Origin of the sequence: Pseudomonas sp. B16(2017), assembly GCF_002113205.1 — a bacterium.
In the GTDB taxonomy this organism is placed as follows: domain Bacteria; phylum Pseudomonadota; class Gammaproteobacteria; order Pseudomonadales; family Pseudomonadaceae; genus Aquipseudomonas; species Aquipseudomonas pharyngis.
The window spans coordinates 54,301-77,795 of record NZ_NEKA01000020.1 but is presented as its reverse complement, the minus strand read 5'-3'; the positions used below and the strand labels follow the sequence as shown (position 1 = coordinate 77,795).

The window sequence follows — 23,495 nt, the reverse complement described above, 5'->3', positions numbered from 1 at the left end:
CGCGGATCAGCGCTTGAACGCCTTCACTTCAGCTTCACGCAGGCGCGGAGCCAGCTTGTCGAGCACGCCGTTGACGAACTTGTGGCCGTCGGTCGAACCGAACACCTTGGCCAGCTCGATACCTTCGTTGATCACAACGCGGTACGGCACGTCGACGCGCTTGAGCAGCTCCCAGGTGGACAGGCGCAGAACCGCCAGTTCAACCGGGTCCAGCTCTTCGATCGCCAGGTCCAGGCAAGGCGTGAGCGCGGTGTCGATTTCAGTCTTGAACTGCGGAACCCCGTGGAGGATTTCGCGGAAGTAAGCACCGTCGACATCGGTGAAATCGTTATCGACCCGGAACTGCGCTTCGATCTCGTTCAACGATTGCCGAGCCATGTGCCATTGATACAGGGCCTGGGTCGCGAGCTGACGGGCTTCGCGGCGCTTGGCGCTCTTCGATGGCTTGCCGGCATCCGCAGGTTTCGGATCGCGCGGGTTGAAACGATCGCTTTCGTCGCTAATCACTTGGCCTCCAACTGCGCCAGCAGGCTGACCATTTCCAGAGCGGACAGGGCAGCTTCAGCACCTTTGTTGCCGGCCTTGGTGCCGGAACGTTCGATGGCTTGCTCGATGGAATCAACGGTCAGGACGCCGAAAGCGACCGGTACGCCGAATTCCATGGACACCTGGGCCAGGCCCTTGGTGCACTCGCCCGCCACGTATTCGAAGTGCGGAGTACCGCCACGAATGACCGCGCCCAGGGCGATGATTGCTGCGAACTCGCCTTTCTGGGCGACTTTCTGCGCAACCAGCGGGATTTCGAAGGCGCCAGGTGCGCGGATGATGGTGATGTCGCTTTCGCTCACGCCGTGGCGAACCAGGGCATCAACTGCACCGCTGACCAGGCTTTCAACCACGAAGCTGTTGAAGCGGCCCACTACCAAAGCGTAGCGGCCTTTAGGGGCGATGAAGGTACCTTCGATGGTCTTCAGGGTCATTCGTCAGATCTCTTAAAGAGCCGGGACGCGTCTGTTTCGCGTCCCTCAGTGATTTATTTGCCGCGAATACAGGGCCGGAAACAACCGGTCATTATTCGGAGGGCACGTATTCTACAACTTCCAGATCGAAACCGGATATCGCATTAAATTTCATTGGCGCGCTCATCAAACGCATTTTGCGCACACCGAGGTCACGCAGGATCTGCGAACCGGCACCGACAATGCTGTAGGTGGTCGGTTTTTTCGGTGCGGCCTGATCGCCGGTTTCGCGGATGTGCGCCAGCAACACGTCGCCATCCAGTGGATGACCGAGCAACAGCACCACACCGCTGCCGGCCTCGGCAACCGCAGCCATGGCGGCGCGCAGACTCCAGCGGCCCGGTTGCTTGACCATCAGCAGGTCGCGCAGCGGGTCCATGTTGTGCACGCGAACCAGGGTCGGCTCTTCGGCGCAAACGGTGCCCAGGGTCAGTGCCATGTGCACGTCGCCTTCCACGGAATCACGATAGGTCACCAGGTTGAATTGGCCCAGTTCGCTGTCCAGCGGCTGCTCGGCAATCCGCTGAACGGTACGTTCGTGGATCATCCGGTAGTGAATCAGGTCGGCGATGGTGCCGATCTTGATGTTGTGTTCCGCGGCGAAGGCTTCCAGCTCGGCGCGACGGGACATGGTGCCGTCATCGTTCATCACTTCGCAGATCACGCCGCTCGGCTCGAAACCGGCCATGCGCGCCAGGTCGCAGGCGGCTTCGGTGTGGCCGGCGCGCGCCAGGGTGCCACCGGCCTGGGCCATCAGCGGAAAAATGTGGCCCGGGCTGACGATGTCTTCGGCCTTGGCGTCTTTCGCGGCGGCCGCTTGCACGGTGCGCGCACGGTCAGCGGCGGAAATGCCGGTGGTCACGCCTTCGGCCGCTTCGATCGAAACGGTGAACTTGGTGCCGAAACCGGAACCGTTGCGCGGAGCCATCAGCGGCAGCTTCAGGGTTTCGCAGCGCTCGCGGCTCATCGGCATGCAGATCAGGCCACGGGCGTATTTGGCCATGAAGTTGATGTGCTCGGCCTTGCAGCATTCGGCGGCCATGATCAGGTCGCCTTCGTTCTCGCGGTCTTCGTCATCCATGAGGATGACCATCTTGCCTTGGCGGATGTCTTCAACCAGTTCTTCGATGCTATTGAGCGCCACAAGGCACCCCCTTCAGTCAGGATTTGAGGTAGCCGTTGGCGGCCAGAAAGCTTTCAGTGATGCCACCGCCAAGCTTTTGTGAAGAGTCAGGCTCAGCGGCCCTGTCGCCCAGAAGCAGACGCTCCAGATAACGCGCCAGCAGGTCGACTTCCAGGTTCACCCGGCGACCTGGCTTGTAGGACGCCATGATGGTTTCGCTCAGGGTGTGCGGGATGATCGTCAGCAGGAATTCGGCGCCATCGACCGCGTTCACCGTCAGGCTGGTGCCGTCGACGGTGATCGAGCCTTTGTGGGCGATGTACTTGGCCAACTCTTTCGGAGCGCGGATGCGAAATTCCACGGCGCGGGCATTGTCACTGCGCGAAACCACTTCGCCGACACCGTCGACATGACCGCTGACCAGATGACCGCCGAGACGGGTGGTCGGGGTCAGGGCTTTTTCCAGGTTGACCGGGCTACCGCTTTTCAGGTCATTCATGGCGGTGCAGTCGAGGGTTTCGCGACTGACATCGGCGGCGAAGCCGTTGCCCGGCAGTTCAACCGCAGTCAGGCACACGCCGTTGACCGCGATGCTGTCGCCGAGTTTGACGTCGCTCAGGTCGAGCTTGCCGGTTTCGACATGCACCCGCACATCACCGCCCTTTGGGGTCAGTGCGCGGATACTGCCGATGGATTCGATGATGCCGGTAAACATGGGGTTCTCCTTGAGAACGAAGCCAGCGCTAACGCGATGGCCGGGAATTATACGCTCGCCGATGGGACAGGGATGGCAGTGACTCGCCAGTCATCGCCAACCGCGCGAATTTCAGTGATTTTCAGCTCCGGCGCATCCTTCATACAGGCCAGCGGCCAGTCCAGAAGCGGACGCGCCGTGGAGCCGAGGAACTTGCCGGCGATGAAGATCACGAACTCGTCGACCAGTCCGAGCTGGGCAAACGCGCCGGCCAGTCGCGGGCCGGCCTCGACCAGCACTTCGTTGACGCCACGGTTGGTGAGTTCGACCAGCAACTGGTGCAGATCGACCTGACCGTCATCGCCCGGCACGATCAGGCATTCCGGACCGTGGGCGTACTGTTCTTCAATGGCCACGCAGGTGGCGACCAGCGCCGGGCCGGCCTTGAAGAACGGCGCATCCAGCGGCACCCGCAGACGCCCGTCGATCAATACCCGCAGCGGCGGGCGGCTCAGGGCCAGTGCGGTTTGTTCGGCATCCAGCCCCAGCTCATCGCCGCGAACGGTCAGGCGTGCGCCATCGGCCAGCACCGTGTCGGCGCCGGTCAGCACCACGCTGGCCTGGGCGCGCAGACGCTGCACCGCCGAACGCGCGGCAGGGCCGGTGATCCATTGGCTCTCGCCGCTTTCCATCGCCGTACGACCGTCGAGGCTCATGGCCAACTTGACCCGCACGAACGGCAAGCCGTGTTCCATGCGCTTCAGAAAACCTTGATTGAGCTTGCGCGCCTCAGCTTCCAGCACGCCGCTTTCGGTGGCGATGCCGGCATCGGTCAAGCGCTGCAGACCGCGTCCGGCGACTTGAGGATTGGGATCACGCATCGCCGCGACCACCCGGCCAACACCGGCATTCACCAGCGCATCGGCGCACGGCGGCGTACGGCCGTGGTGGCTGCAAGGTTCGAGGGTCACGTAAGCCGTGGCGCCCCGGGCCCGTTCACCGGCGGCGCGCAGGGCGTGGACTTCGGCGTGGGGTTCGCCGGCCCGCTCATGCCAGCCTTCGCCGACAATTTGCCCGTCGCGCACGATCACGCAGCCGACCCGTGGATTGGGGTGCGTCGTGTAATGCCCCTTGCGCGCCAGCTCCAGGGCCCGGGCCATGAAGTGAGCGTCGAGGATGGCCTGCTCGGCGGCAGTGGTCATTCTTTCACCGGTTCGCGGGCGAGGCGGTCGATCTCTTCGCGGAACTCGTTGAGGTCCTGGAAGCGGCGGTACACGGAGGCGAAACGGATGTAGGCGACTTCATCGAGCTTTTGCAGCTCGGCCATCACCAGTTCGCCGACCACGAGGGACTTGACCTCGCGCTCGCCGGTGGCGCGCAGCTTGTGCTTGATATGGACCAGCGAGGATTCGAGGCGCTCGACGCTCACCGGACGTTTCTCCAGGGCGCGTTGCATGCCGGCGCGGAGTTTTTCTTCGTCGAACGGTTGGCGGCTGCCGTCGGTTTTGATCAGGCGCGGCAACACCAGTTCGGCCGTCTCGAACGTCGTGAAACGTTCGCCGCAGGCCAGGCATTCACGCCGGCGGCGCACCTGTTCGCCCTCGGCGACCAGACGCGAGTCGATGACCTTGGTGTCGTTGGCACCGCAGAAGGGACAGTGCATGGTGGCTGGCAACAAAAAAAGGGAGGGCCATGGTAGCGCATCCCGGTGGCAAGACAAGCCATAGGCTTTGCGGTATACAGACTGTCATGATCGATTGATCCATGGATTTCATTTTGCTGGAGCCACCAATGTCCCTACGACCGCTCGTTTTGCTCAGTGTTTTCAGCCTGCTGGTGGCCTGTGGCAGCGACGCGCCCAAGCCTCAGCCGCCCACGCCGGGCCCGGCGCCGCAACAGGCGCAGAAAAAAGCCCGGGAAGCCGCCGACCTCGGCCCGCTGCCGGCGTATCAGCGCGAACTGAGCGGCACCCTGCAAGGCGTGCCGGCCGGCGCCGAAGTCGAACTGGCGCTGCTGGTGATCGACGAGAAGGATCGCCCGCAACAATTGCTCGCCAGTTCCAGCCTGATCGGCAACAACCAGATTCTGCCGTTTCACCTGCGTTTCAACCCCGAATCCTTCCCGGTTGGCGCGCGGGTTGAATTGCGCGGCCGCGCCAGCCAGTCCGGCCAGTTGATCCTGCACCTGCCGTCGCAGACCATCACTCAGCCAACCACCCAGGCGTTGGGCCAGCTGCAATTTGTCAAAGCCCCATGAATGCCCCGTCAGACCTGCAACAGTCGCTGGGCGAGTTGCTCGGCGACGCCCGACTGAAAGCCTGCACATTGCCGGACACCGACTTGCAGCTGTGGCTGATCGACGGCGACAACATGGCGCGCGAATTCAGCCAGGAAGAAACCCAACGAATCCTGCATGAACCGCCGTACTGGAGTTTCTGCTGGGCCAGCGGTCTGGCGGTGGCGCGCTATCTCGCGCAATTCCCCGAGTGGGTCCGGGGCAAGCGGGTGCTGGACTTCGGCGCCGGTTCCGGAATCGCCGGCATTGCAGCGGTGAAAGCCGGAGCGCTGGAGGTGGTGGCCTGCGACCTCGACCCGCTGGCGATTGCCGCCTGTCGGGCGAATGCCGAACTCAATGATGTGCAGATGAGCTATTCCACAGACTTCTTCGCCGAGGCGGATCGCTTCGATCTGATCCTGGTGGCCGACGTCTTGTACGACCGGGAAAACCTGCCGCTGCTCGACGCCTTCCTGAGCCGTGGCCGCGAAGCGCTGGTGGCGGATTCACGGGTCAGGGATTTCCGTCATCCGCTGTACCGACGCATCGAAATGCTCGAAGCCATGACCCTGCCGGATCTGGCCGAGCCGGAAGAGTTTCGCCATGTCAGCCTCTACCATGCGGCCCGCGCCTGACCGTATAGTTGCCCCATTCACGCTTTTACGAGATACCCCATGAGTCAGCAAACGCCGTACATCTTCGACGCCACGACGGCCGACTTCGACCAGTCGGTGATCGAGGCTTCCTTCCAAAAACCGGTGCTGGTGGATTTCTGGGCCGAATGGTGCGCGCCGTGCAAGGCGCTGATGCCGATGCTGCAAGGGATCGCCGAGAGCTATCAGGGCGAGTTGCTGCTGGCCAAAGTCAATTGCGATATCGAGCAGGACATCGTCGCCCGCTTCGGCATCCGCAGCCTGCCGACCGTGGTGCTGTTCAAGGACGGTCAACCGGTAGACGGCTTTGCCGGCGCGCAACCGGAATCCGCCGTGCGCGCCCTGCTCGAACCCCATGTACAGATGCCCGCGCCGTCGGCTGCCGATCCATTCGAACAGGCTCAGGCACTGTTTGACGAGGGCCGCTACGCCGACGCGGAAGCGACATTGGTCACGCTGCTGGGCGAAGACAATACCAACGCCAAGGCGTTGATTCTCTACGCTCGCTGCCTGACCGAACGCGGTGAACTGGGCGAAGCGCAAACCGTGCTCGACGCGGTCAAGAGCGATGAGCACAAAGCCGCGCTGGCTGGCGCCAAGGCGCAGATCAAGCTCCTCGGACTGGCCCGTGACCTGCCGGATGCTGCCGACCTGAAAAGCCGTCTGGCGCAGAACCCGCAGGACGATGAAGCGGTGTATCAACTGGCAATCCAGCAACTGGCCCGCCAGCAATACGAAGCGGCGCTGGACGCGCTGCTCAAGCTGTTCATCCGCAACCGCAGCTACGGCGAAGGTCTGCCGCACAAGACCTTGCTGCAAGTGTTCGAACTGCTGGGTAACGATCACCCGCTGGTGACCGCTTACCGGCGCAAGGTGTTCGCCGCGCTGTACTAACCCCTTACTCGATCCAGCTGTAGAGCGGCGTATCGCCGCCGCTCGCCACCTTCACATCGGATGAATGACGCAGGCGCACCAGCAAGCGCTTGCCCGCCGCTGCGCTGCCGGTCAGCCCTTCGAGCTGATCCAGCAGATCCGGGCCGCTGAGCTGCCCGGCCTTGCGCAAAAGATCCCTCGCGACCTGCCACAACGCGTCATCCTGATTCACCGGTTTCGCCACCGGCGCCGCCGCTGCTGCTTGCGGCTGGGCCGTCTGCACCTGCACGCCAAACTGCGCACCGAGCCGCGCCCAGTCGCTTTCATCCAGTTCCAGGGTCAAATCCACCGGCAACTCGCCGACGGTTCCGCGTATCCGCAACATAAGCTTTCTCCCGCACATTTCTGATCTGCATGCTCCCATGGGACTTGTGTAACGCCAAGTGTCAGGAGCTGGCGACGTTTACCTTATCGGCTACATTTCTTCTTTTTTCATGGGAAGGAACCCCATGTCTTCAGGAAGAAAACTGGCGTCGAAGGGAGGCCCTACCTCTACAGGTGGTGTGATTCTCGAAGGAAACGAAAACCTGCGTATAGAAGGCGAAATCATCGCCTCGATCGGACAACTTGCCAGTTGCCCTGCGTGCAGTGCTGGCCAGGGAGCGATCGTCGCCGTTGGCGAAAGAACGCTGATCCTGCCTGCCGGCCCGGCTGCACTGGAGGGTGACTACGTCGCCTGCGGCTGCCCGCCCATGGCCAACAAACTGCTCACCCAGCAACACAGCGGTTTCGCCGGCATAGGCCGCCCGGCCCCCATCGATATGGGCCCACCCATTGCCGCCTTGGCTTCGCATCGTTATCTGCAAGTCATCATCGAACGCTTGGACGACACCCGGAAACCGGGACTTGCCTACAAACTCAAGGACAAGAAAAAGGCGGCCATTCTGCAGGACAGTACCTGCACTGCCACAGGTGAAGGTTGCGAACACCAGGTCGAGAACCCTGAGGACTACGACACTCTCCTGATTGGTGAAGATGCCGAATGGACGTTCTATTCCTATGAAGAACCGTTGAAACAGGACGCGTCATGAAATCGAAAATCAAACTTGCCTTTAAGGATTTTCTGATGCAGCCCCCCAAGGGCGTGCAGTTTCAATTGCTGATCAACGAACAACTCGTTGATGGCAATATCGTCCAGAAAAAAGACACACCAACTACCTACACTTTTTTTTCGGATAAAGGACAAACAACCGTCATCCGCGATGAAGAAAAAAAGGTATCGACGATAAAGAGCCGCGATAGCTATGAGATCACGTTGCAGATCATCGGAGGCAGCGGAGTAACGAAAGCGATTCACAAGGCCACTCTGAATCAGGGCAAATTGCTGACCATCGTGGCCGTTTCACCTTGGGTGAAGGTGCCTTTGTCCAACAGCGGAGCCGTCACCGGTGATACGTTTTACGAGGTGGAATACGGGGTGAAACGTCAGAACAAGACCAATACGGTGAGGGTTTTCATTCAGGATCTGCCGCGAAAAATCTTGCTGGAGGCACTTTCTCACCGAAACTCCACAGCATGGGCAGGCAACAGAAGCAAAAAATCCTTGCCTCATAGAACCGCCGATGAATCAAGCAAGAGCGTGGAATTCCCCGCCAATACCAACAAATGCAACTTGTTCGTTTATGACGTGCTGACAGCTGTCGGAATCAACGTCGCGCTGATCGAACACGGCAAGTCGAAGTACATTTGGGGATACTCAAAAGTCAGTCCACCACTTGCCGGAGAGTGGGCCGACGAGAATCGATTACTTAAAAGCTGGAGCGTGCAACGCTCCGCGCTGCCCGGTGACATAGGTGCGTATGCTGTCAACTATTCGGACGCCAGCGGCCATGTCGGCTTCGTGCTTTCCCAAGGTGTCTGCATATCCGCCAGCTGGGAAAAAATCGAAGTCAACGATGTCGGCTTCCGACGGGCGTCCGGCAACGCCATTGATAGCGATCATGACTTCACCATTTTTCGACGATACAAATACAGCACACCACAATGAAACGACTGCTCTGGATACTCCTCGCCATTCCACTCCTGCTGATCATGGCGTGGCGACTTTGGTCGCCCGCCGACCTGTCGACCTGTACCTCCGGAGCATCCACAGCCGGATCACTGACAGCGTTCATACGGGACTACTTCGAGCGCAATGATCGTGTCGACTGGCGCGAACTGGATGATCGATTCGATGTGCTATCGACACCTGAAGGACAGAAAATCGCCAGCCAACCCCAAGCACATGTCTGTGAAGCGATACAGCTTCTGCAAAGCCCTGCGTTCAGCCAGAGTGAAAAAATCTTCACCACAGCATTGATGTTCCAGTTGCCGATCAAACAGTACATGGGATTCATGGACAACGGCCATCTGCTCTATACCCAAGGCAGGATTGATCGCGACGTAATGATCCTGATTCTTCAACCCCGCGGCACAGCAATCAATTACTGGTGGCTGCCGGCATGGCGTGAACGCTTCCACCGTGATGCGCCGAAGTTGCTGGACACCGGATTGATCACTCAAGTGTTATCGGGTCGTTATTGGTTCGACTATCCCGGTAGCGGATTCTGAAGCACGTCACCTCTCGCTGATCTACGCACCGTCCGGACCGAGCTCCGGGCGGTGCGCAGCCACACCTTGCGCAAAACGTGTCAGGCGGGCAAACTCTGCGCACTTTCGTTATAAGATTACATAACAAACTCTTCACTTTACTTCCCGGAGACCGCCATGCGTCGTCTGCTGCTCGCTTTGCCGTTTGCCCTGTTGCCGCTGGCCATCGCCCAGGCTGCCGATGAGCATGATCACGACCATGAGCACGGCAGCCTCGCTGCCCACGAACATGGCGTTGGACGCCTGAACGCGGCGCTCGACGGCCAGACCCTGGAGCTGGAGCTGGAAAGCCCGGCGATGAACCTTGTGGGTTTTGAACACGTCGCCACCAGCGATGCCGACAAGGCCAAGGTCGCCGCCGCTCGCGCTCAGCTGGAAAAACCGCTGGCGCTGTTCAGCCTGCCGGCCGCCGCCGGTTGCAAAGTCACCAGCCAGGAGCTGGAAAGCCCGCTGTTCGGCGACAAGCCGGATGCCGACGACCACGACGAAGAGGAGGCCGGCAAGGACGGTCACGAGCATCATCACGACCACAGCGAAATCCACGCCCACTACCAGTTCAGCTGTGCGGCACCGGGTGCGTTGAAAACCCTGGATCTGGCGAACCTGTTCACTACCTTCCCGGCCACCCAGAAAATTCAGGTACAACTGATCAGCCCGAGCGGCCAGCAAGGCACGGAAGTGACGGCCAAGGCCGCCGCCCTGAAGTTCTGACACGAAACGGCGCCATGACCCAAGCACTCATCGAACTGTCCGACCTGGGCTTCAACTGGCCCGGTCACCCGTCGCTGCTGGACATCCCGGCGTTTCGTCTGGAGGCCGGCGAAACCCTGTTCCTCAAGGGCCCCAGCGGCAGCGGCAAGACCACCCTGCTCGGCCTGCTTGGCGGGGTGCAGAAACCCGGTCGCGGCAGCATTCGCCTGCTCGGCCAGGAACTGACCGAACTGGGTGCCGGCGACCGTGATCGCTTTCGCGTCGATCACACTGGCTACATTTTCCAGCAGTTCAACCTGCTGCCGTTTCTCTCGGTGCGCGAGAACGTCGAGCTGCCGTGCCACTTTTCGAAGCTGCGCGCCGAGCGTGCGAAACAGCGTCACGGCAGCGTTGATCAGGCCGCCGCCACCCTGCTCGCCCACCTGGGTTTGAAGGACGAAAGGCTCCTGAGTCGCCGCGCCGATTCGCTGTCGATCGGTCAGCAGCAACGGGTCGCCGCTGCCCGTGCATTGATCGGGCAACCGGAACTGGTGATCGCCGACGAACCGACCTCGGCACTGGATTACGACGCCCGGGAAAACTTCATTCGCCTGCTGTTCGCCGAGTGCCGCGAAGCCGGCTCGAGCCTGTTGTTCGTCAGCCACGACCAGAGCCTCGCGCCGCTGTTCGACCGTCACCTGTCCCTGGCCGAACTCAATCGCGCCGCCACGTCTGCCGAGGTCTGAGATGTATCTGTTCCGTCTGGCCATGGCCAGCCTCGCCAACCGGCGTTTCACCGCCCTGCTCACTGCTTTCGCCATCGCGCTTTCTGTCTGCCTGCTGCTGGCAGTCGAACGGGTGCGAACTGAAGCCAAAGCCAGTTTTGCCAGCACTATCAGCGGCACCGACCTGATCGTCGGCGCCCGCTCGGGCTCGGTGAACCTGTTGCTGTATTCGGTGTTCCGCATCGGCAACGCCACCAACAACATCCGCTGGGACAGCTTCGAACACTTCGCCAGCAACCCGAAGGTGAAGTGGGCGATCCCGATGTCCCTCGGCGATTCCCATCGCGGCTACCGGGTGATGGGCACCACCGAAGCCTATTTCGAGCATTACCAGTACGGTCGCCAGCAGCATCTGGAACTGGCCGACGGCCGCGCCTTCGCCACCGATCCGTTCGAAGTGGTGCTCGGTGCCGAAGTGGCCGAAGCGCTGCATTACAAGCTCGGCGACAAACTGGTGTTGGCCCATGGCGTCGCGGCGATCAGTCTGGTCAAGCACGACGACAAGCCGTTCACCGTGGTCGGCATTCTCAAGCGCACCGGCACCCCGGTGGACCGAACGTTGCACATCAGCCTCGGCGGCATGGAGGCGATTCACATCGACTGGCACAACGGCGTGCCGGCCCGTGGCAACGGGCGGATTAGCGCCGATCAGGCGCGCAACATGGATCTGACGCCGCAAGCCATCACCGCGTTCATGCTCGGCCTCAACAGCAAGATTTCGACCTTCGCCCTGCAACGGGAGATCAATGAGTTCCGTGGCGAGCCGATGCTGGCGATCCTGCCGGGCGTGGCCTTGCAGGAGTTGTGGAGCCTGATGAGCACCGCTGAAAAAGCGCTGTTCGTGGTCTCGCTGTTCGTGGTGTTGACCGGGTTGATCGGCATGCTCACGGCAATTCTCACCAGCCTCAACGAACGCCGCCGCGAGATGGCGATCCTGCGTTCGGTGGGCGCGCGGCCTTGGCATATCGCGAGCCTGCTGGTGCTGGAAGCGTTCGCTCTGGCGCTGACCGGGGTGATCGCCGGACTGGCGTTGCTGTATATCGGCATCAGTGCGGCACAGGGTTATGTGCAGGCCAATTACGGTCTGTATCTGCCGCTGGCCTGGCCAAGCGTGTATGAATGGACGCTGCTCGGTGGCATTCTGGCGGCCGCGCTGCTGATGGGCAGCGTGCCGGCCTGGCGCGCGTATCGCCAATCTCTGGCCGACGGCCTGTCGATCCGTTTATGAGGATGTTCACCATGCCCCGCGCCGTGCTTGCACTGCTGTTGCTGGTCGCCCTGCCCGTGTGGGCGGCGGCGCCAAAAGACCTGACCTGGTCGGAAATGATCCCGCCGGACGCCGCGCCCGAAGTGCCGAACATGACGCCGCTGCACGACCTGTCGAAGATGGGCGACGCGCTGTCGGCGGAGTCCGCGCCAGCGGCCAAACAGGACATGCCCAACGCGCCGGTGGTGCAAAGCCTCGATGGCCAGAACATCCGCCTGCCGGGCTACATCGTGCCGCTGGAAGTGAGCGAAGAAGGTCGCACCACGGATTTCCTGCTGGTGCCGTATTTCGGCGCCTGCATCCACGTGCCGCCACCGCCGTCGAACCAGATCGTGCACGTAAAAAGCGAACTCGGCGTGAAGCTCGACGAGCTGTATCAGCCGTACTGGGTGGAAGGGCCGTTGCAGGTCAAGCAGTCCACCAGCGAACTGGCCGATGCCGGGTATCAGATGGAAGCGGACAAGATTTACGTCTACGAACTGCCGGAGTAAATCCCGATAGTTTTGTACCGGTTGATCAATAGCTTTCGCGAGCAAGCCCGCTCCCACATTTGGAATGCATTCACCTGTGGGAGCGAGCCTGCTCGCGAAGGGGTCGGCAAAGGTTCCACAAATAAACCCGCCATCACTGTTTCATTGAGCTGAGTCAAAAGACCGTATCAGACGGATTCGTACCATAGGACATCAAACATTTTTAACGTCCTTTGGGAGCTTCCATGAACAAGTCCTTGCTCAGCGCCTCGCTGTTTGCCCTCGCGCTCGCAGCCCCGCTCGCCCACGCCCACGAAGCCGGCGACATCATCGTTCGTGCCGGTGCGATCACCGTCAACCCGAAGGCCGACAGCTCCAGCGTCAAGGTCGATCAGGGTCCGCTGAGCGGCGCCAACCTGGGCGGCAAGGCGACCATGAGCAGCGACACCCAACTGGGCCTGAACTTCGCCTACATGCTGACCAACAACATCGGTATCGAGCTGTTGGCCGCCTCGCCGTTCGAACATGACGTGAAGCTCAAGGGCACCGCCCTGCCAGCCGCCAACGGCAAACTCGGCACCCTCAAACACCTGCCACCGACCCTGAGCGTCGTCTACTACCCGCTGGACGCGAAATCGGCCTTCCAGCCGTACATCGGCGGCGGCATCAACTACACCTGGATCTACGACGAGCACGTCGGCAGCGAAGCCCAGTCCAACGGTTTCAGCAACTTCAAGGCGAAAAACTCCTGGGGCCTGGCCTGGCAGGTCGGCGCCGACTACATGCTGACCGACAACATCATGCTCAACGCCCAGGTGCGCTACATCGACATCGATACCCGCGCCACCGTCGAAAACAACGCCGTGGCCCCGGGCACCCGTGCACGGGTGAATGTGGACGTTGATCCCTTCATCTACATGGTTGGTCTAGGCTACAAGTTCTAAAGAACGTTCACGTGGTGGTGAATGAGGCTTGGTGGCGGGCAGCTCAGAACTGACGGCGATGTTACGCAATCGACCGGGGAGCAAGCTCCCTCGCTACAGGAAACAGGTTTGAAAGCCGATTTCCGGCCGTGAAAAAGGCGCCTGTCAAAAGGCGCCTTTTTCATGTCTGCGAAAAGCTCAGCGGCCGAGCAGACGGGCCAGGCCGACGTTCATCGGCGTTGGCGTCGGGCACTTGAATCGCTCCAGCAACCGGCGGTTGTTCGCCCGCGAATGACGGATGTCACCGGAGCGCGCCGGGCCATAGCTGACGGGCGGCAACTCGCCGACCACCGCTTCGAGCGCGGCCAGCATCTGCTTGAGGTTGGTCGCCTGATTCCAGCCGACGTTCACCGCACCGACGTCCACTTGCGGCTTCTCGATCGCCTGCACCAGCACATCGACCAAGTCTTCGACGTACATGAAATCCCGGGTCTGCTCGCCATCGCCGAACACGGTGATCGGCAGGCCTTTCTGCGCACGTTCGCTGAAGATGCTGATCACCCCGGAGTACGGCGAGGACGGATCCTGGCGCGGGCCGAAGATGTTGAAGAAACGGAAGATCGCCGGTTCCAGACCGTGCTGGCGGCGGTAGAAATCGAAGTACTGCTCGCCGGCCAGTTTGTCCGATGCATAAGGCGTCAACGGCGCCTTGGGCGTGTCTTCGTCAATCGACTCGCCTTCGCCGTTGTTGCCGTAGACGGCTGCGCTGGAAGCGTACAGCACGCGTTTGACGCCGGCCTCGCGCATGGCTTCGCAAACGTTCAGCGTGCCGATGAAATTGCTCTGGTGGGTTTTCACCGGATCGTCCACCGATGCCTGCACCGAGGCGACGGCGGCGAGGTGTGCGACCGCGCTGCAACCCTGCATCGCCTGTGCAACCAATGCGGCATCGGCCACATCGCCGACGATCAACTCGACCCTGGGATTGTCCAGCGGCAGGTTACTGCGCTTGCCGGTCGACAGGTCATCGAGGATCCGCACCGAATGGCCCTTGGCAAGCAGCGCGTCAGTCAGGTGCGAGCCGATGAAACCGGCACCGCCGGTGATGAGAACAGGGCCTTCAGCCATGACGATAAAACCTATCCAGTAAGCCCGGGAGTGCGGCACGCCAGGCGCGCGGCTTGATCCCGAAAGTGTGCAGAATTTTCTTGCAGGCGAGTACCGCGTGTTGCGGTTCTTCAGCGGCATCCGGCCGCGCGGCGTGGGCCTGGGCGGTCGGCGCTTCGATGGCCAGCGGGTGCAGGCTGCGCGCTTCGGAGAGAATCGCCTGGCCCAGCGCCAGCGGCGTGGTCGCCTCGTGGCCGGCGTAGTGGTAAGTGCCCCACAGCGGCGCGGCGCAATCGAGTTGCTTGAGCACCGAAATGATCACCCGCGCGGCATCGTCGACCGGCGTCGGATTGCCACGCCGGTCATCGGCCAGCAGCAACTCTTCCGGCTGTTCGGCACGGGCCAGGAAGCGTCCGAGGATCCCTTCCGGGCTGTCGTCGAGCAACCAGCCAAAGCGCAGCAGCACATGTTGCGGGCAAGTGGCGCGGACGCTCTGTTCGATCCGCCACAACGCCTGACCGCGCAGGCCCAACGGCACCGGTTCGTCCTTTTCGCTGTAGGCGGTGGCGCGGGAGCCGTCGAACACTCGATAACTGGAAGGCTGCACCAGCACGATGTTGTGGTGCTGGCACAGTTCGGCCAGGCGTTCGATGGCGCGTTCCTGCCCGGCCAGACGGCTTTCACTGACGACCTCGGCCTGGAACCAGTCGAAATAGTAGGCAAGGTTGATCAATGCATCGGGACGGGTGTCGTCGAGCAATTGGGTCAGGCTCGCGGCATCCCAGCCGTCTTCGGGCGGGCGGGGGGCGAGGAAACCGATGTCTTCCTCCGCACCGAGGCGAATCAGCGCCTGCCCAAGGGCATTTCCGCCGCCCAGTAACATAAGGCGCATTCGCATAGAGTCAGCAGGCCCAGTCTGATTGGAACGATGGCTTTGGCGACGATGCTTGTGACACCGTCGTCGATAATTGCCGGAATCGTTGCATTTTGCGGGTTTAGTGCGCAACCGTCACCCGTAAAGTGTAGATCCCGAGCGGTACTTGCAACTTCGCCCACCCACCCGCATAACTGGAGCCATGAATCTGCCCCTTCCCACGGACGCGGCGCTGGCAGGCTTTCACCCCGCCGTCAGCGCCTGGTTCAGCAGCACCTTCCCGACGGTAACCGCCGCCCAGGCCCGCGCATGGCCGTCGATCCGCCAGCGCCGTTCGACGCTGATCGCCGCGCCCACCGGTTCCGGCAAGACCCTCACCGCGTTCCTCGCCGTGCTCGACGAACTGGTCCACCGCGGCCTGGAAATCCCGGAAGGTCTGCCGGACGAAACCCTGGTGGTCTACATTTCGCCGCTCAAGGCGCTGTCCAACGACATCCGCATCAACTTGCAGAACCCGCTGGCCGGGATTACCGAGCAGTTACGCCAAATGGATCTGCCGGCGCTGGAAATCACCACCGCCGTGCGCACCGGCGACACCCCGCAGAAAGACCGCGCGGCCATGCGCAAGAGCGCGCCGCACATACTGGTGACCACTCCGGAATCGCTCTACGTGCTGCTCGGCTCCGAGTCCGGGCGAAAAATGCTCGGCACCACGCGCACCGTAATCGTCGACGAGATCCACGCCATCGCCGCCGGCAAACGCGGCAGTCACCTGGCCCTGAGCCTCGAACGCTTGCAGGCGCTGTGTCCTGAACCACTGACCCGCATCGGTCTGTCGGCCACGCAAAAACCGATCGATGCCGTCGCGCGGTTTCTGGTCGGCCATGAGCGCCGATGCGACATCATCGACATCGGCCACGCGCGTCCACGGGATCTAGGCATCGAAGTGCCGCCGGTGCCGTTGACGGCGGTGATGGCCAACGACGTCTGGGAACTGGTCTACGACCGCCTCGCAGCACTGGCCCGTGAACACCGCACCACGCTGATTTTCGTCAACACCCGACGTCTGGCCGAGCGCCTGAGTCGACACCTCAGCGAACGCCTCGGAAAAGACGCCGTGGCCGCGCACCACGGCAGTCTGGCCAAGGAGTTTCGCCTCGACGCCGAACAACGGCTCAAGCGTGGCGAGCTGCAAGTGCTGATCGCCACCGCCTCGCTGGAGCTGGGCATCGATATCGGCGAAGTCGACCTCGTCTGCCAGATCGCTTCACCGCGCTCGATTGCCGGTTTTCTGCAAAGAGTTGGCCGCTCCGGGCACCAGGTCGGCGGTACGCCCAAGGGCCGCCTGTTCGCCACCACCCGCGACGATTTGATCGAGTGCGCCGCCCTGCTCGACTGCGTGCGCCGGGGTGAACTCGATACGCTGCACATCCCCGAAGCGCCGCTGGATGTGCTGGCGCAGCAGATCATCGCCGAGGTCAGTTGCCAGGAATGGGCCGAAGACGATTTGCTCGCGCTGTTCCGTCGGGCCGAGCCCTACGCCCGCCTCGACGAAAAACATTATCAGGCGCTGCTGGGCATGCTCGCCGAAGGCTACAACGGCCGTCAGGGCATCCGCAGCGCCTACCTGCACCGCGACGCCATCAGCCGAACCCTGCGTGGGCGACGCGGCGCACGGCTGACCGCAGTCACCAGCGGCGGCACCATCCCCGACAACGCCGACTACAGCGTATTGCTCGAACCCCAGGGCCTGAACATCGGCAGCGTCAACGAAGACTTCGCCGTGGAAAGTATCGCCGGCGATGTGTTCCAGCTCGGCAACGCCTCTTACCGGATCCTGCGGGTGGAAGCCGGCAAGGTGCGGGTCGAAGACGCCCGGGGCCTGCCGCCGACCATTCCGTTCTGGCTCGGCGAGGCGCCGGGACGCAGCGATGAACTGTCGGCGGCCGTGGCGCGCCTGCACGCGCAGCTCGATCAACTGCTCAGCGCCAGCCCCGGCAACCTGCAACCGGCCCTCGACTGGCTGACCGACACCCTCGGCCTGAACCTGGCCAGCGCCGAGCAACTGGTGGATTACCTGGCCCGCGCCCGCCTCGCCCTCGGTGCCTTGCCGTCGCGCGACACGCTGCTGATGGAGCGGTTTTTCGACGAGTCCGGCGGCACCCAGTTGATCATCCATTCGCCATTCGGCAGCCGAATCAACCGCGCCTGGGGCCTGGCCCTGCGCAAGCGTTTCTGCCGCACCTTCAACTTCGAATTGCAGGCCGCCGCCAGCGAAGACGCGATCGTGCTGTCGCTGTCCACCAGCCACAGTTTCGAACTCGATGAGGTCTGGCGTTACCTGCACAGCAACAGCGCCGAGCACATCCTGATTCAAGCGGTGCTGGATGCGCCGCTGTTCGGCGTGCGCTGGCGCTGGAATGCCGGGGTGGCGCTGGCCCTGCCGCGCTTCACCGGCGGGCGCAAGGTCGCGCCGCAATTGCAGCGGATGAAAAGCGAAGACCTAATCGCCAGTGTGTTTCCCGATCAGATCGCCTGCCTGGAAAACCTCGCCGGTGAACGGGAAATTCCCGAGCATCCGCTGGTGGAACAGACCCTCGACGATTGCCTGCACGAAGCGATGGACAGCGAAGGCTGGCTGCAACTGCTGCGGCGCATGGAGCGCGGCGAAGTGCGCCTGATCGCCCGCGACCTGCCGGCGCCCTCGCCGCTGGCGGCGGAAATCCTCAGCGCCCGCCCCTACACCTTTCTCGACGACGCGCCGCTGGAAGAGCGTCGCACCCAGGCCGTGCTCAACCGCCGCTGGAGCGATCCGCAATCCACCGACGACCTCGGCGCGCTGGACGCCGACGCGATCAACGCCGTGCGCGAAGAAGCCTGGCCGACGCCGAACAGCGCCGATGAAATGCATGAAGCGCTGATGAGCCTGGCCTGCATCAGTGACGGCGAAGTCGAGGCCAATCCGCATTGGCGCGATTGGCTGAATGCTTTGGCCGAAACCGGGCGAGCCTGCCGATTGCAGATCGATCCCGAGCAATCACTGTGGCTGGCGAGAGAACGCCTGACCTGTCTGCAAGCGCTTTATCCACAGGCGCATTCTGAACTGGCCGCGTTGCCCGGTTTCGACGAAGCATGGACCGCCGATGAGGCACTGATCGAAGTGATCCGCGCGCGGCTCGGCGCATTCGGTCCGCAACCGCTGGTGGCGATTGCCGAGCCGCTGGCCCTGATGCCGGCCGCTGTTCATCAAGCTCTCGCTCATCTGGAGCGCGAAGGTTATGTACTGCGCGGCCAGTTCACGCCGGGGTCGACCGTTGAAGAATGGTGCGAACGGCATCTGCTGGCGCGCATTCACCGCTACACCGTCAAGCGTCTGCGCCGGGAAATCGAGCCGGTGGCGTTGCAGGATTTCATGCGTTTTCTGTTCGACTGGCAGTACGTGTCCCCGTCCACCCGTGGTCAGGGCAACGCCGTGTTGCCGGCGATTGTCGGCCAGTTCGAAGGCTACCCGGCCGCCGCTTCAGCGTGGGACAGCGACCTCCTTCCGGCGCGGCTCAAGGATTATTCACCGAGCTGGCTGGACGATCTGTGCCGCAGCGGCAAACTGGTATGGACGCGCCTCAGCGCCCGGCAAAACAGCAGTGGCACGGCATTGCGCAGCACCCCCATCGTGTTGCTGCCGCGCAGTCAGGTCGGCTTGTGGAGCGCGCTGGCCGAGCAAACGCCGGTCAGCGAACTGTCGCCCAAGACTCGCAAGGTGTTCGACGCGCTGAGCCAGCACGGTGCGTTGTTTTTCGATGAGCTGATTCATGAAGCACACCTGCTGCGCACCGAGCTGGAAATCGCCTTGCAGGAACTGGTCGGCGCCGGGCTGGTGAATGCCGACAGCTTTGCCGGATTGCGGGCGCTGATCACCCCGGCGAGCAAGCGCCAGCAGCGCAGCAGTCGACGCGGGCGCGGGGCATTTGTCGGTGGCATGGACGATGCCGGGCGCTGGGCGCTTTTGCGTCGCGGGCCGGTGGTGGAAAACCGTCAAACGGCGTCGCCCGAAACCCTCGAACACATCGCCATGACCCTGTTACGCCGCTATGGCGTGGTGTTCTGGCGCCTGTTGGAGCGCGAGGCCGATTGGCTGCCGAGCTGGCGCGAACTTCTGCGCACGTTCCATCGACTGGAAGCGCGGGGCGAGATTCGCGGCGGGCGCTTTGTCAGCGGTCTGGCCGGCGAGCAATTCGCCCTGCCCGAGGCAATTGCGCTGCTGCGCGAAGTCCGCCGTCGCCCCCATGACGGCAGCCTGGTCGCGGTGTGCGGCGTCGACCCGCTGAACCTCGCCGGGACCTTGTTGCCGGGGGCGAAAGTGCCGGCGCTGGCGAGCAATCGGCTGGTGTATCGCGATGGGTTGCCGGTCGCTGCCGAGGTCGCGGGCAAGCCGCAATTCTGGGTGGAGCTGGACTCCGCCGCCATGAGCGAAATCCGCAACAAGCTGACCCGTCACTGAGTGCGCGCCTGCTCCGGCAACACCACCGACGAATGCGCCGGCGCCACCTCTTCGTCCTGTCGCTTGGGCAACAGAACCTGCTGTGGATAAGTCTGCGCAAAATGCACCCACGGGCTGTTATCCACAAGCTTTTTCAAGCGCTGATTGAACGCGCGGCTCACCGCGTATTGCCCGCCCGAGACCGTGCGGAATTGCGCGGTCAGCACCACGCCGTTCAGGTCCATTTTGTCCACACCGAACACGTCAAGCGGCCCTTGCAGGTTGTACTTGAGGAACGGGTCTTCGCGGATCGAATCCCCCGCCTCGCGGATCAGCTCGATGGCCTTGTCGACATCAGTGTCATAGGTGAACTGCACCGAGAAAAACGCGAACGCAAACTGTCGCGATTGATTGGTCACGGCCTTGATCTGGCCAAACGGTACCGAATGCACGAAGCCCTTGCCGTCACGCAGGCGCAGGGTGCGAATGGTCAGGCCTTCGACCGTGCCGGCATGCCCGGAATCGAGTACCACCCAGTCGCCGATAGACAGGGTGTCTTCAATGATGATGAACAGCCCGGTGATCACGTCCTGCACCAGTTGCTGCGAGCCGAAACCGATGGCCAGGCCGACCACCCCGGCACCGGCCAGCAGCGGCGCGACATTGATCCCGAGATTGGCCATGGTGGTGATCGCGCAGATCACCACCAGGATGATTTTGATCGCGTTGCGCAGCAGCGGCAGGATGGTTTTCACCCGGGTGCTGGGCTGACGCACCGAGCGTTTGCTGACTGGCGGTTTCAGTGCTTCCTGAATCGCCGTGTCGAGCACCACCCACAACAGCCACGTCACGAGGAAGATCAAGCCGATGCTGCTCAGCGCATTGCTGATCGCCCGACCGACCGTGCTGCTTTGCGCAAAATCGAGCAGCGACACTCCCCAGATCCGCCCGAGAATATCGATGAACGCAATCGCAATGACGATCCGCAGCAAGGCGTGCAACAGGCTGAGAAAGCGTTCCTTGTAGGCACTGCTGCGCTGGATCGCCTCGGCCCTGCGCGACTTGAAAAGATGCTGAAGAATCGTGCTGAGAAACACCGTGCCGATCAGCAGCACCGTGGTGAACAGCGCACATCGCAGGGCCTTTTGATTGTCCTCGCCGATGCCGATCAGATTGACCGCCGAGACCAGCACCATCAGCACGATCGGCCAGTACCAGAGCCCGGAAAAAATCCTCAGGGACTCCTGCAGCGACGGCTGCTTCAGGCGCTGGGCCAGCGGGCGATTGCGGATCAGGTGCGCCACCGGCCGACGCAGGCGAATCACCAGCAGGCCGAAGATGATCGACGCCAGCAGACCGGTGAATACCGCAATGCTGCTGGTGATGTTGCCGCCCAGTTGCCGGGCGATCTGCGGGCTGGTCAGGGCGTCACTCAACGCGGCGAGAAAGCCGATCAGGAACAGCGGTTTCGGGCAGTAGTCGCGGATGATCTGCACGGCGCGGCGCTTGTGGCCGACATTGAACATCACCACCACGCACAACAGCATCGACGTGGAAAATATCCCGCTGCTGGTGGCGTAGGCAAAACACAGCGCCAGCGCTCGCCCCACCGAGGCCGACAGAAAATGGCTGACGTACAGGGTCAGCGGCAGGCAGATCAGCGCGGGCAGCGTGTAGGGCAACAGGTAACCGAGCAGGTCCTGACTGCGCTGGCGGGTGCGCAGCCAGCGCCCCTCCCGCAGACGCTTGCCCAGCACGCTGCCGAGCACCGTCAACACGGCAAACGTGCCCAGCCATACGCCGGAGAGCATCAGGAAATCCCCCGCCACGCTCCAGCCGGAACGGTTCGAAGGTTGATTGACCAACCTGTCGACTTCATCCGCCGCCCGATCGGCGCGCAGGCGCCAGGCGTCGACCAGATGCTCGTTGAGATCGAGTTTTTCCTGCACGTCGTCAATGCTGGAACTGATGGCGCCGAGCAGTCCGCCCTGCACGATGGGCTCCGGTTTCGCCGGCTCTTCGCTGGCTGCCGGAACGCCCGGCAGGCTGGCGGCTTGCACTGCATGGCCGCCGAACAACAGCAATGCCCCCAATAGAATCGCGATCCTGAACCTGGTCAAAACGCAGAGCTCCCTTGGTTGAACCTGTAAGGAACTGATCGGTTTTGGCTTGGCAAAGTTCAAGAACGCCTCGAGAGCCGCTCTTTGATCTTTGCGCCGAGATCAAATATCAAATGCCCACCCCTGTATTTTTCCACCCCCACCAAACCCCGACACTGCGCTCCATTCAATCCCCCACCGGAGTGCCGTCATGCCCATTGCCCTGCTCGCGCTGACCCTCAGCGCCTTCGCCATCGGGACGACCGAGTTCGTCATCGTTGGCCTGCTTCCCACCATCGGCGCCGATCTCGGCGTCAGCTTGCCGTCCGCCGGTCTGCTGGTCAGTCTCTACGCCCTCGGCGTAGCCATCGGTGCGCCGGTCTTGACCGCCCTCACCGGCAAAGTCCCGCGCAAACTGTTGCTGCTATCGCTGATGGTACTGTTCACCCTCGGCAACCTGCTGGCCTGGCTGGCGCCGAGTTATGAATCGCTGGTATTGGCGCGGATCGTCACGGGTCTGGCCCATGGCGTGTTCTTTTCGATCGGCTCGACCATCGCCACCAGCCTGGTGCCCAAGGAGAAAGCCGCCAGTGCGATTGCGATCATGTTCACCGGCCTGACCGTGGCGCTGGTCACCGGCGTGCCGCTGGGCACGTTCATCGGTCAGCATTTCGGCTGGCGTGAAACCTTCCTTGCCGTTTCAGCACTGGGCGTGATCGCGTTTATCGGCAGCCTGCTGTATGTGCCGAACAACATTGCCCACAGCAAACCGGCGTCGCTGTTGCAGCAATTGCAGGTGCTCAAGCAACCGCGCCTGCTGCTGGTGTACGCCATGACGGCCATCGGTTACGGCGGTTCGTTCATCGCCTTCACATTTCTGGCGCCGATTCTTCAGGACCTCTCCGGCTTCAGCGCCAGCACTGTCAGCCTGGTGTTGCTGGTGTATGGCGTGTCGGTGGCGGTCGGCAACCTCTGGGGCGGCAAACTGGCGGACAAACGCGGGCCGATCAGCGCACTGAAAATCATCTTCGCCCTGCTCGCCGCCGTGCTGTTCGTGCTCACCTTCACCGCCGCCAACCCGTGGCTGGCACTGGCCACCGTGCTGGTCTGGGGCGCGGTCGCCTTCGGCAACGTGCCGGGCTTGCAGGTGTACGTGGTGCGTCAGGCTGAACATCACACACCGCACGCCGTGGACGTGGCCTCGGGGCTGAACATTGCCGCGTTCAACCTCGGTATTGCCGGTGGCGCGTGGGGTGGTGGTCTGATCGTCGAACACATCGGCCTGATCCACACCGCGTGGATCGGCGGCCTGGTGGTGCTGGTGGCACTGGCCCTGACGGCCTGGAGCGGTCGCCTCGATCGCCTGGGCCCGGTGTACGCCGAACCCGCCGAAGGCTCGACCCGGATCGTCACCGGGCACTGATCCGTAGCAGCCCGACCGTCCGTAATCCCGTCGAAACTTTCCGCGACCGCCCGCAGTCATCCACAGACAGAGGCCGTATGGGGACTTTCGACGGG

23 protein-coding genes are annotated in these 23,495 nt (G+C 62.4%); 13 read left to right on the top strand and 10 right to left on the bottom strand.

Annotated features, from left to right (window positions below; translation table 11 throughout):
- Positions 1-6: 6 nt before the first annotated feature.
- From nusB to nrdR, 6 genes are all read right to left on the bottom strand, one after another.
- Complete coding sequence (gene nusB, locus CAG25_RS26035) at positions 7-507, bottom strand: transcription antitermination factor NusB (protein ID WP_024014489.1); 501 nt, start codon at positions 505-507, stop codon at positions 7-9.
- Positions 504-980 carry a 6,7-dimethyl-8-ribityllumazine synthase gene (ribE, locus tag CAG25_RS26030; protein ID WP_003228649.1) on the bottom strand — a complete coding sequence of 159 codons (477 nt, stop codon included), beginning with the start codon at positions 978-980 and terminating at the stop codon, positions 504-506. The genes nusB and ribE overlap by 4 nt, the downstream gene beginning before the upstream one ends.
- A 91-nt stretch (positions 981-1,071) precedes the next feature.
- Positions 1,072-2,163, bottom strand: coding sequence for a bifunctional 3,4-dihydroxy-2-butanone-4-phosphate synthase/GTP cyclohydrolase II (gene ribBA, locus CAG25_RS26025; RefSeq protein WP_039771922.1), 1,092 nt, complete (start codon positions 2,161-2,163; stop codon positions 1,072-1,074).
- A 16-nt stretch (positions 2,164-2,179) separates the two neighbouring features.
- Entirely contained in the window at positions 2,180-2,857 is a 678-nt protein-coding gene (locus CAG25_RS26020; protein ID WP_064599735.1) for a riboflavin synthase, read from the bottom strand.
- 47 nt (positions 2,858-2,904) lie between these two features.
- Positions 2,905-4,038, bottom strand: a complete 1,134-nt coding sequence (ribD, locus tag CAG25_RS26015; RefSeq protein ID WP_085613369.1) for a bifunctional diaminohydroxyphosphoribosylaminopyrimidine deaminase/5-amino-6-(5-phosphoribosylamino)uracil reductase RibD — start codon at positions 4,036-4,038, stop codon at positions 2,905-2,907.
- Positions 4,035-4,499, bottom strand: coding sequence for a transcriptional regulator NrdR (gene nrdR / locus CAG25_RS26010; protein WP_003228656.1), 465 nt, complete (start codon positions 4,497-4,499; stop codon positions 4,035-4,037). The genes ribD and nrdR overlap by 4 nt, the downstream gene beginning before the upstream one ends.
- 128 nt (positions 4,500-4,627) lie before the next feature.
- Between nrdR and CAG25_RS26005 the strand changes: the two genes are divergently transcribed.
- The 3 genes from CAG25_RS26005 to trxA are packed head-to-tail and all read left to right on the top strand — an operon-like array spanning position 4,628 to position 6,657.
- Positions 4,628-5,092, top strand: a complete 465-nt coding sequence (locus tag CAG25_RS26005) for a YbaY family lipoprotein (protein WP_011336139.1) — start codon at positions 4,628-4,630, stop codon at positions 5,090-5,092.
- Positions 5,089-5,745, top strand: a complete 657-nt coding sequence (locus CAG25_RS26000) for a methyltransferase (RefSeq protein WP_039771928.1) — start codon at positions 5,089-5,091, stop codon at positions 5,743-5,745. Before CAG25_RS26005 ends, CAG25_RS26000 begins: the two co-directional genes overlap by 4 nt.
- A gap of 39 nt (positions 5,746-5,784) precedes the next feature.
- Positions 5,785-6,657, top strand: a complete 873-nt coding sequence (gene trxA / locus CAG25_RS25995; protein ID WP_085613368.1) for a thioredoxin — start codon at positions 5,785-5,787, stop codon at positions 6,655-6,657.
- Positions 6,658-6,661: 4 nt separating this feature from the next.
- Here the strand turns inward: trxA and CAG25_RS25990 are convergent, their stop codons facing one another.
- Positions 6,662-7,021, bottom strand: coding sequence for a hypothetical protein (locus CAG25_RS25990; protein WP_085613367.1), 360 nt, complete (start codon positions 7,019-7,021; stop codon positions 6,662-6,664).
- 124 nt (positions 7,022-7,145) lie between these two features.
- Between CAG25_RS25990 and CAG25_RS28960 the strand changes: the two genes are divergently transcribed.
- The 8 genes from CAG25_RS28960 to CAG25_RS25945 all read left to right on the top strand — a co-directional run bounded on the left by CAG25_RS28960 (position 7,146) and on the right by CAG25_RS25945 (position 13,441).
- Positions 7,146-7,727 carry a PAAR domain-containing protein gene (locus CAG25_RS28960; RefSeq protein WP_256575427.1) on the top strand — a complete coding sequence of 194 codons (582 nt, stop codon included), beginning with the start codon at positions 7,146-7,148 and terminating at the stop codon, positions 7,725-7,727.
- Positions 7,724-8,683: a CHAP domain-containing protein gene (locus CAG25_RS25975; protein WP_085613366.1), complete on the top strand. Its 960-nt coding sequence runs from the start codon at positions 7,724-7,726 to the stop codon at positions 8,681-8,683. The genes CAG25_RS28960 and CAG25_RS25975 overlap by 4 nt, the downstream gene beginning before the upstream one ends.
- On the top strand, positions 8,680-9,246 hold the full coding sequence (locus CAG25_RS25970) for a hypothetical protein (protein ID WP_085613365.1): 567 nt from the start codon (positions 8,680-8,682) through the stop codon (positions 9,244-9,246). Before CAG25_RS25975 ends, CAG25_RS25970 begins: the two co-directional genes overlap by 4 nt.
- Before the next feature lie 156 nt (positions 9,247-9,402).
- Positions 9,403-9,996 carry a DUF2796 domain-containing protein gene (locus tag CAG25_RS25965; RefSeq protein WP_085613364.1) on the top strand — a complete coding sequence of 198 codons (594 nt, stop codon included), beginning with the start codon at positions 9,403-9,405 and terminating at the stop codon, positions 9,994-9,996.
- Between the two features lie 14 nt (positions 9,997-10,010).
- Positions 10,011-10,721, top strand: coding sequence for an ABC transporter ATP-binding protein (locus CAG25_RS25960; RefSeq protein ID WP_085613363.1), 711 nt, complete (start codon positions 10,011-10,013; stop codon positions 10,719-10,721).
- A 1-nt stretch (position 10,722) separates the two neighbouring features.
- Positions 10,723-11,988, top strand: coding sequence for an ABC transporter permease (locus CAG25_RS25955; protein ID WP_085613362.1), 1,266 nt, complete (start codon positions 10,723-10,725; stop codon positions 11,986-11,988).
- An 11-nt stretch (positions 11,989-11,999) separates the two neighbouring features.
- A complete protein-coding gene (locus tag CAG25_RS25950; RefSeq protein ID WP_039772003.1) occupies positions 12,000-12,518 on the top strand; it encodes a DUF3299 domain-containing protein in 519 nt (172 codons plus the stop codon).
- A 224-nt stretch (positions 12,519-12,742) separates the two neighbouring features.
- A complete protein-coding gene (locus tag CAG25_RS25945; protein WP_085613361.1) occupies positions 12,743-13,441 on the top strand; it encodes an OmpW family protein in 699 nt (232 codons plus the stop codon).
- Between the two features lie 177 nt (positions 13,442-13,618).
- Here CAG25_RS25945 and CAG25_RS25940 read toward each other — a convergent pair whose 3' ends face one another.
- Together CAG25_RS25940 and CAG25_RS25935 are read right to left on the bottom strand one after the other, a co-directional pair.
- Positions 13,619-14,548, bottom strand: coding sequence for an NAD-dependent epimerase/dehydratase family protein (locus tag CAG25_RS25940; protein WP_085613360.1), 930 nt, complete (start codon positions 14,546-14,548; stop codon positions 13,619-13,621).
- Complete coding sequence (locus CAG25_RS25935; RefSeq protein WP_074691645.1) at positions 14,541-15,425, bottom strand: sugar nucleotide-binding protein; 885 nt, start codon at positions 15,423-15,425, stop codon at positions 14,541-14,543. Before CAG25_RS25935 ends, CAG25_RS25940 begins: the two co-directional genes overlap by 8 nt.
- Positions 15,426-15,603: 178 nt before the next feature.
- Between CAG25_RS25935 and CAG25_RS25930 the strand changes: the two genes are divergently transcribed.
- On the top strand, positions 15,604-19,899 hold the full coding sequence (locus tag CAG25_RS25930; RefSeq protein WP_085613359.1) for a DEAD/DEAH box helicase: 4,296 nt from the start codon (positions 15,604-15,606) through the stop codon (positions 19,897-19,899).
- Here CAG25_RS25930 and CAG25_RS25925 read toward each other — a convergent pair.
- Positions 19,893-21,998, bottom strand: coding sequence for a mechanosensitive ion channel family protein (locus tag CAG25_RS25925; RefSeq protein WP_085613358.1), 2,106 nt, complete (start codon positions 21,996-21,998; stop codon positions 19,893-19,895). The two genes, CAG25_RS25930 and CAG25_RS25925, sit on opposite strands and share 7 nt — an antisense overlap.
- 190 nt (positions 21,999-22,188) lie before the next feature.
- Between CAG25_RS25925 and CAG25_RS25920 the strand changes: the two genes are divergently transcribed.
- Positions 22,189-23,400, top strand: coding sequence for an MFS transporter (locus CAG25_RS25920; RefSeq protein ID WP_085613357.1), 1,212 nt, complete (start codon positions 22,189-22,191; stop codon positions 23,398-23,400).
- Positions 23,401-23,495 lie beyond the last annotated feature (95 nt).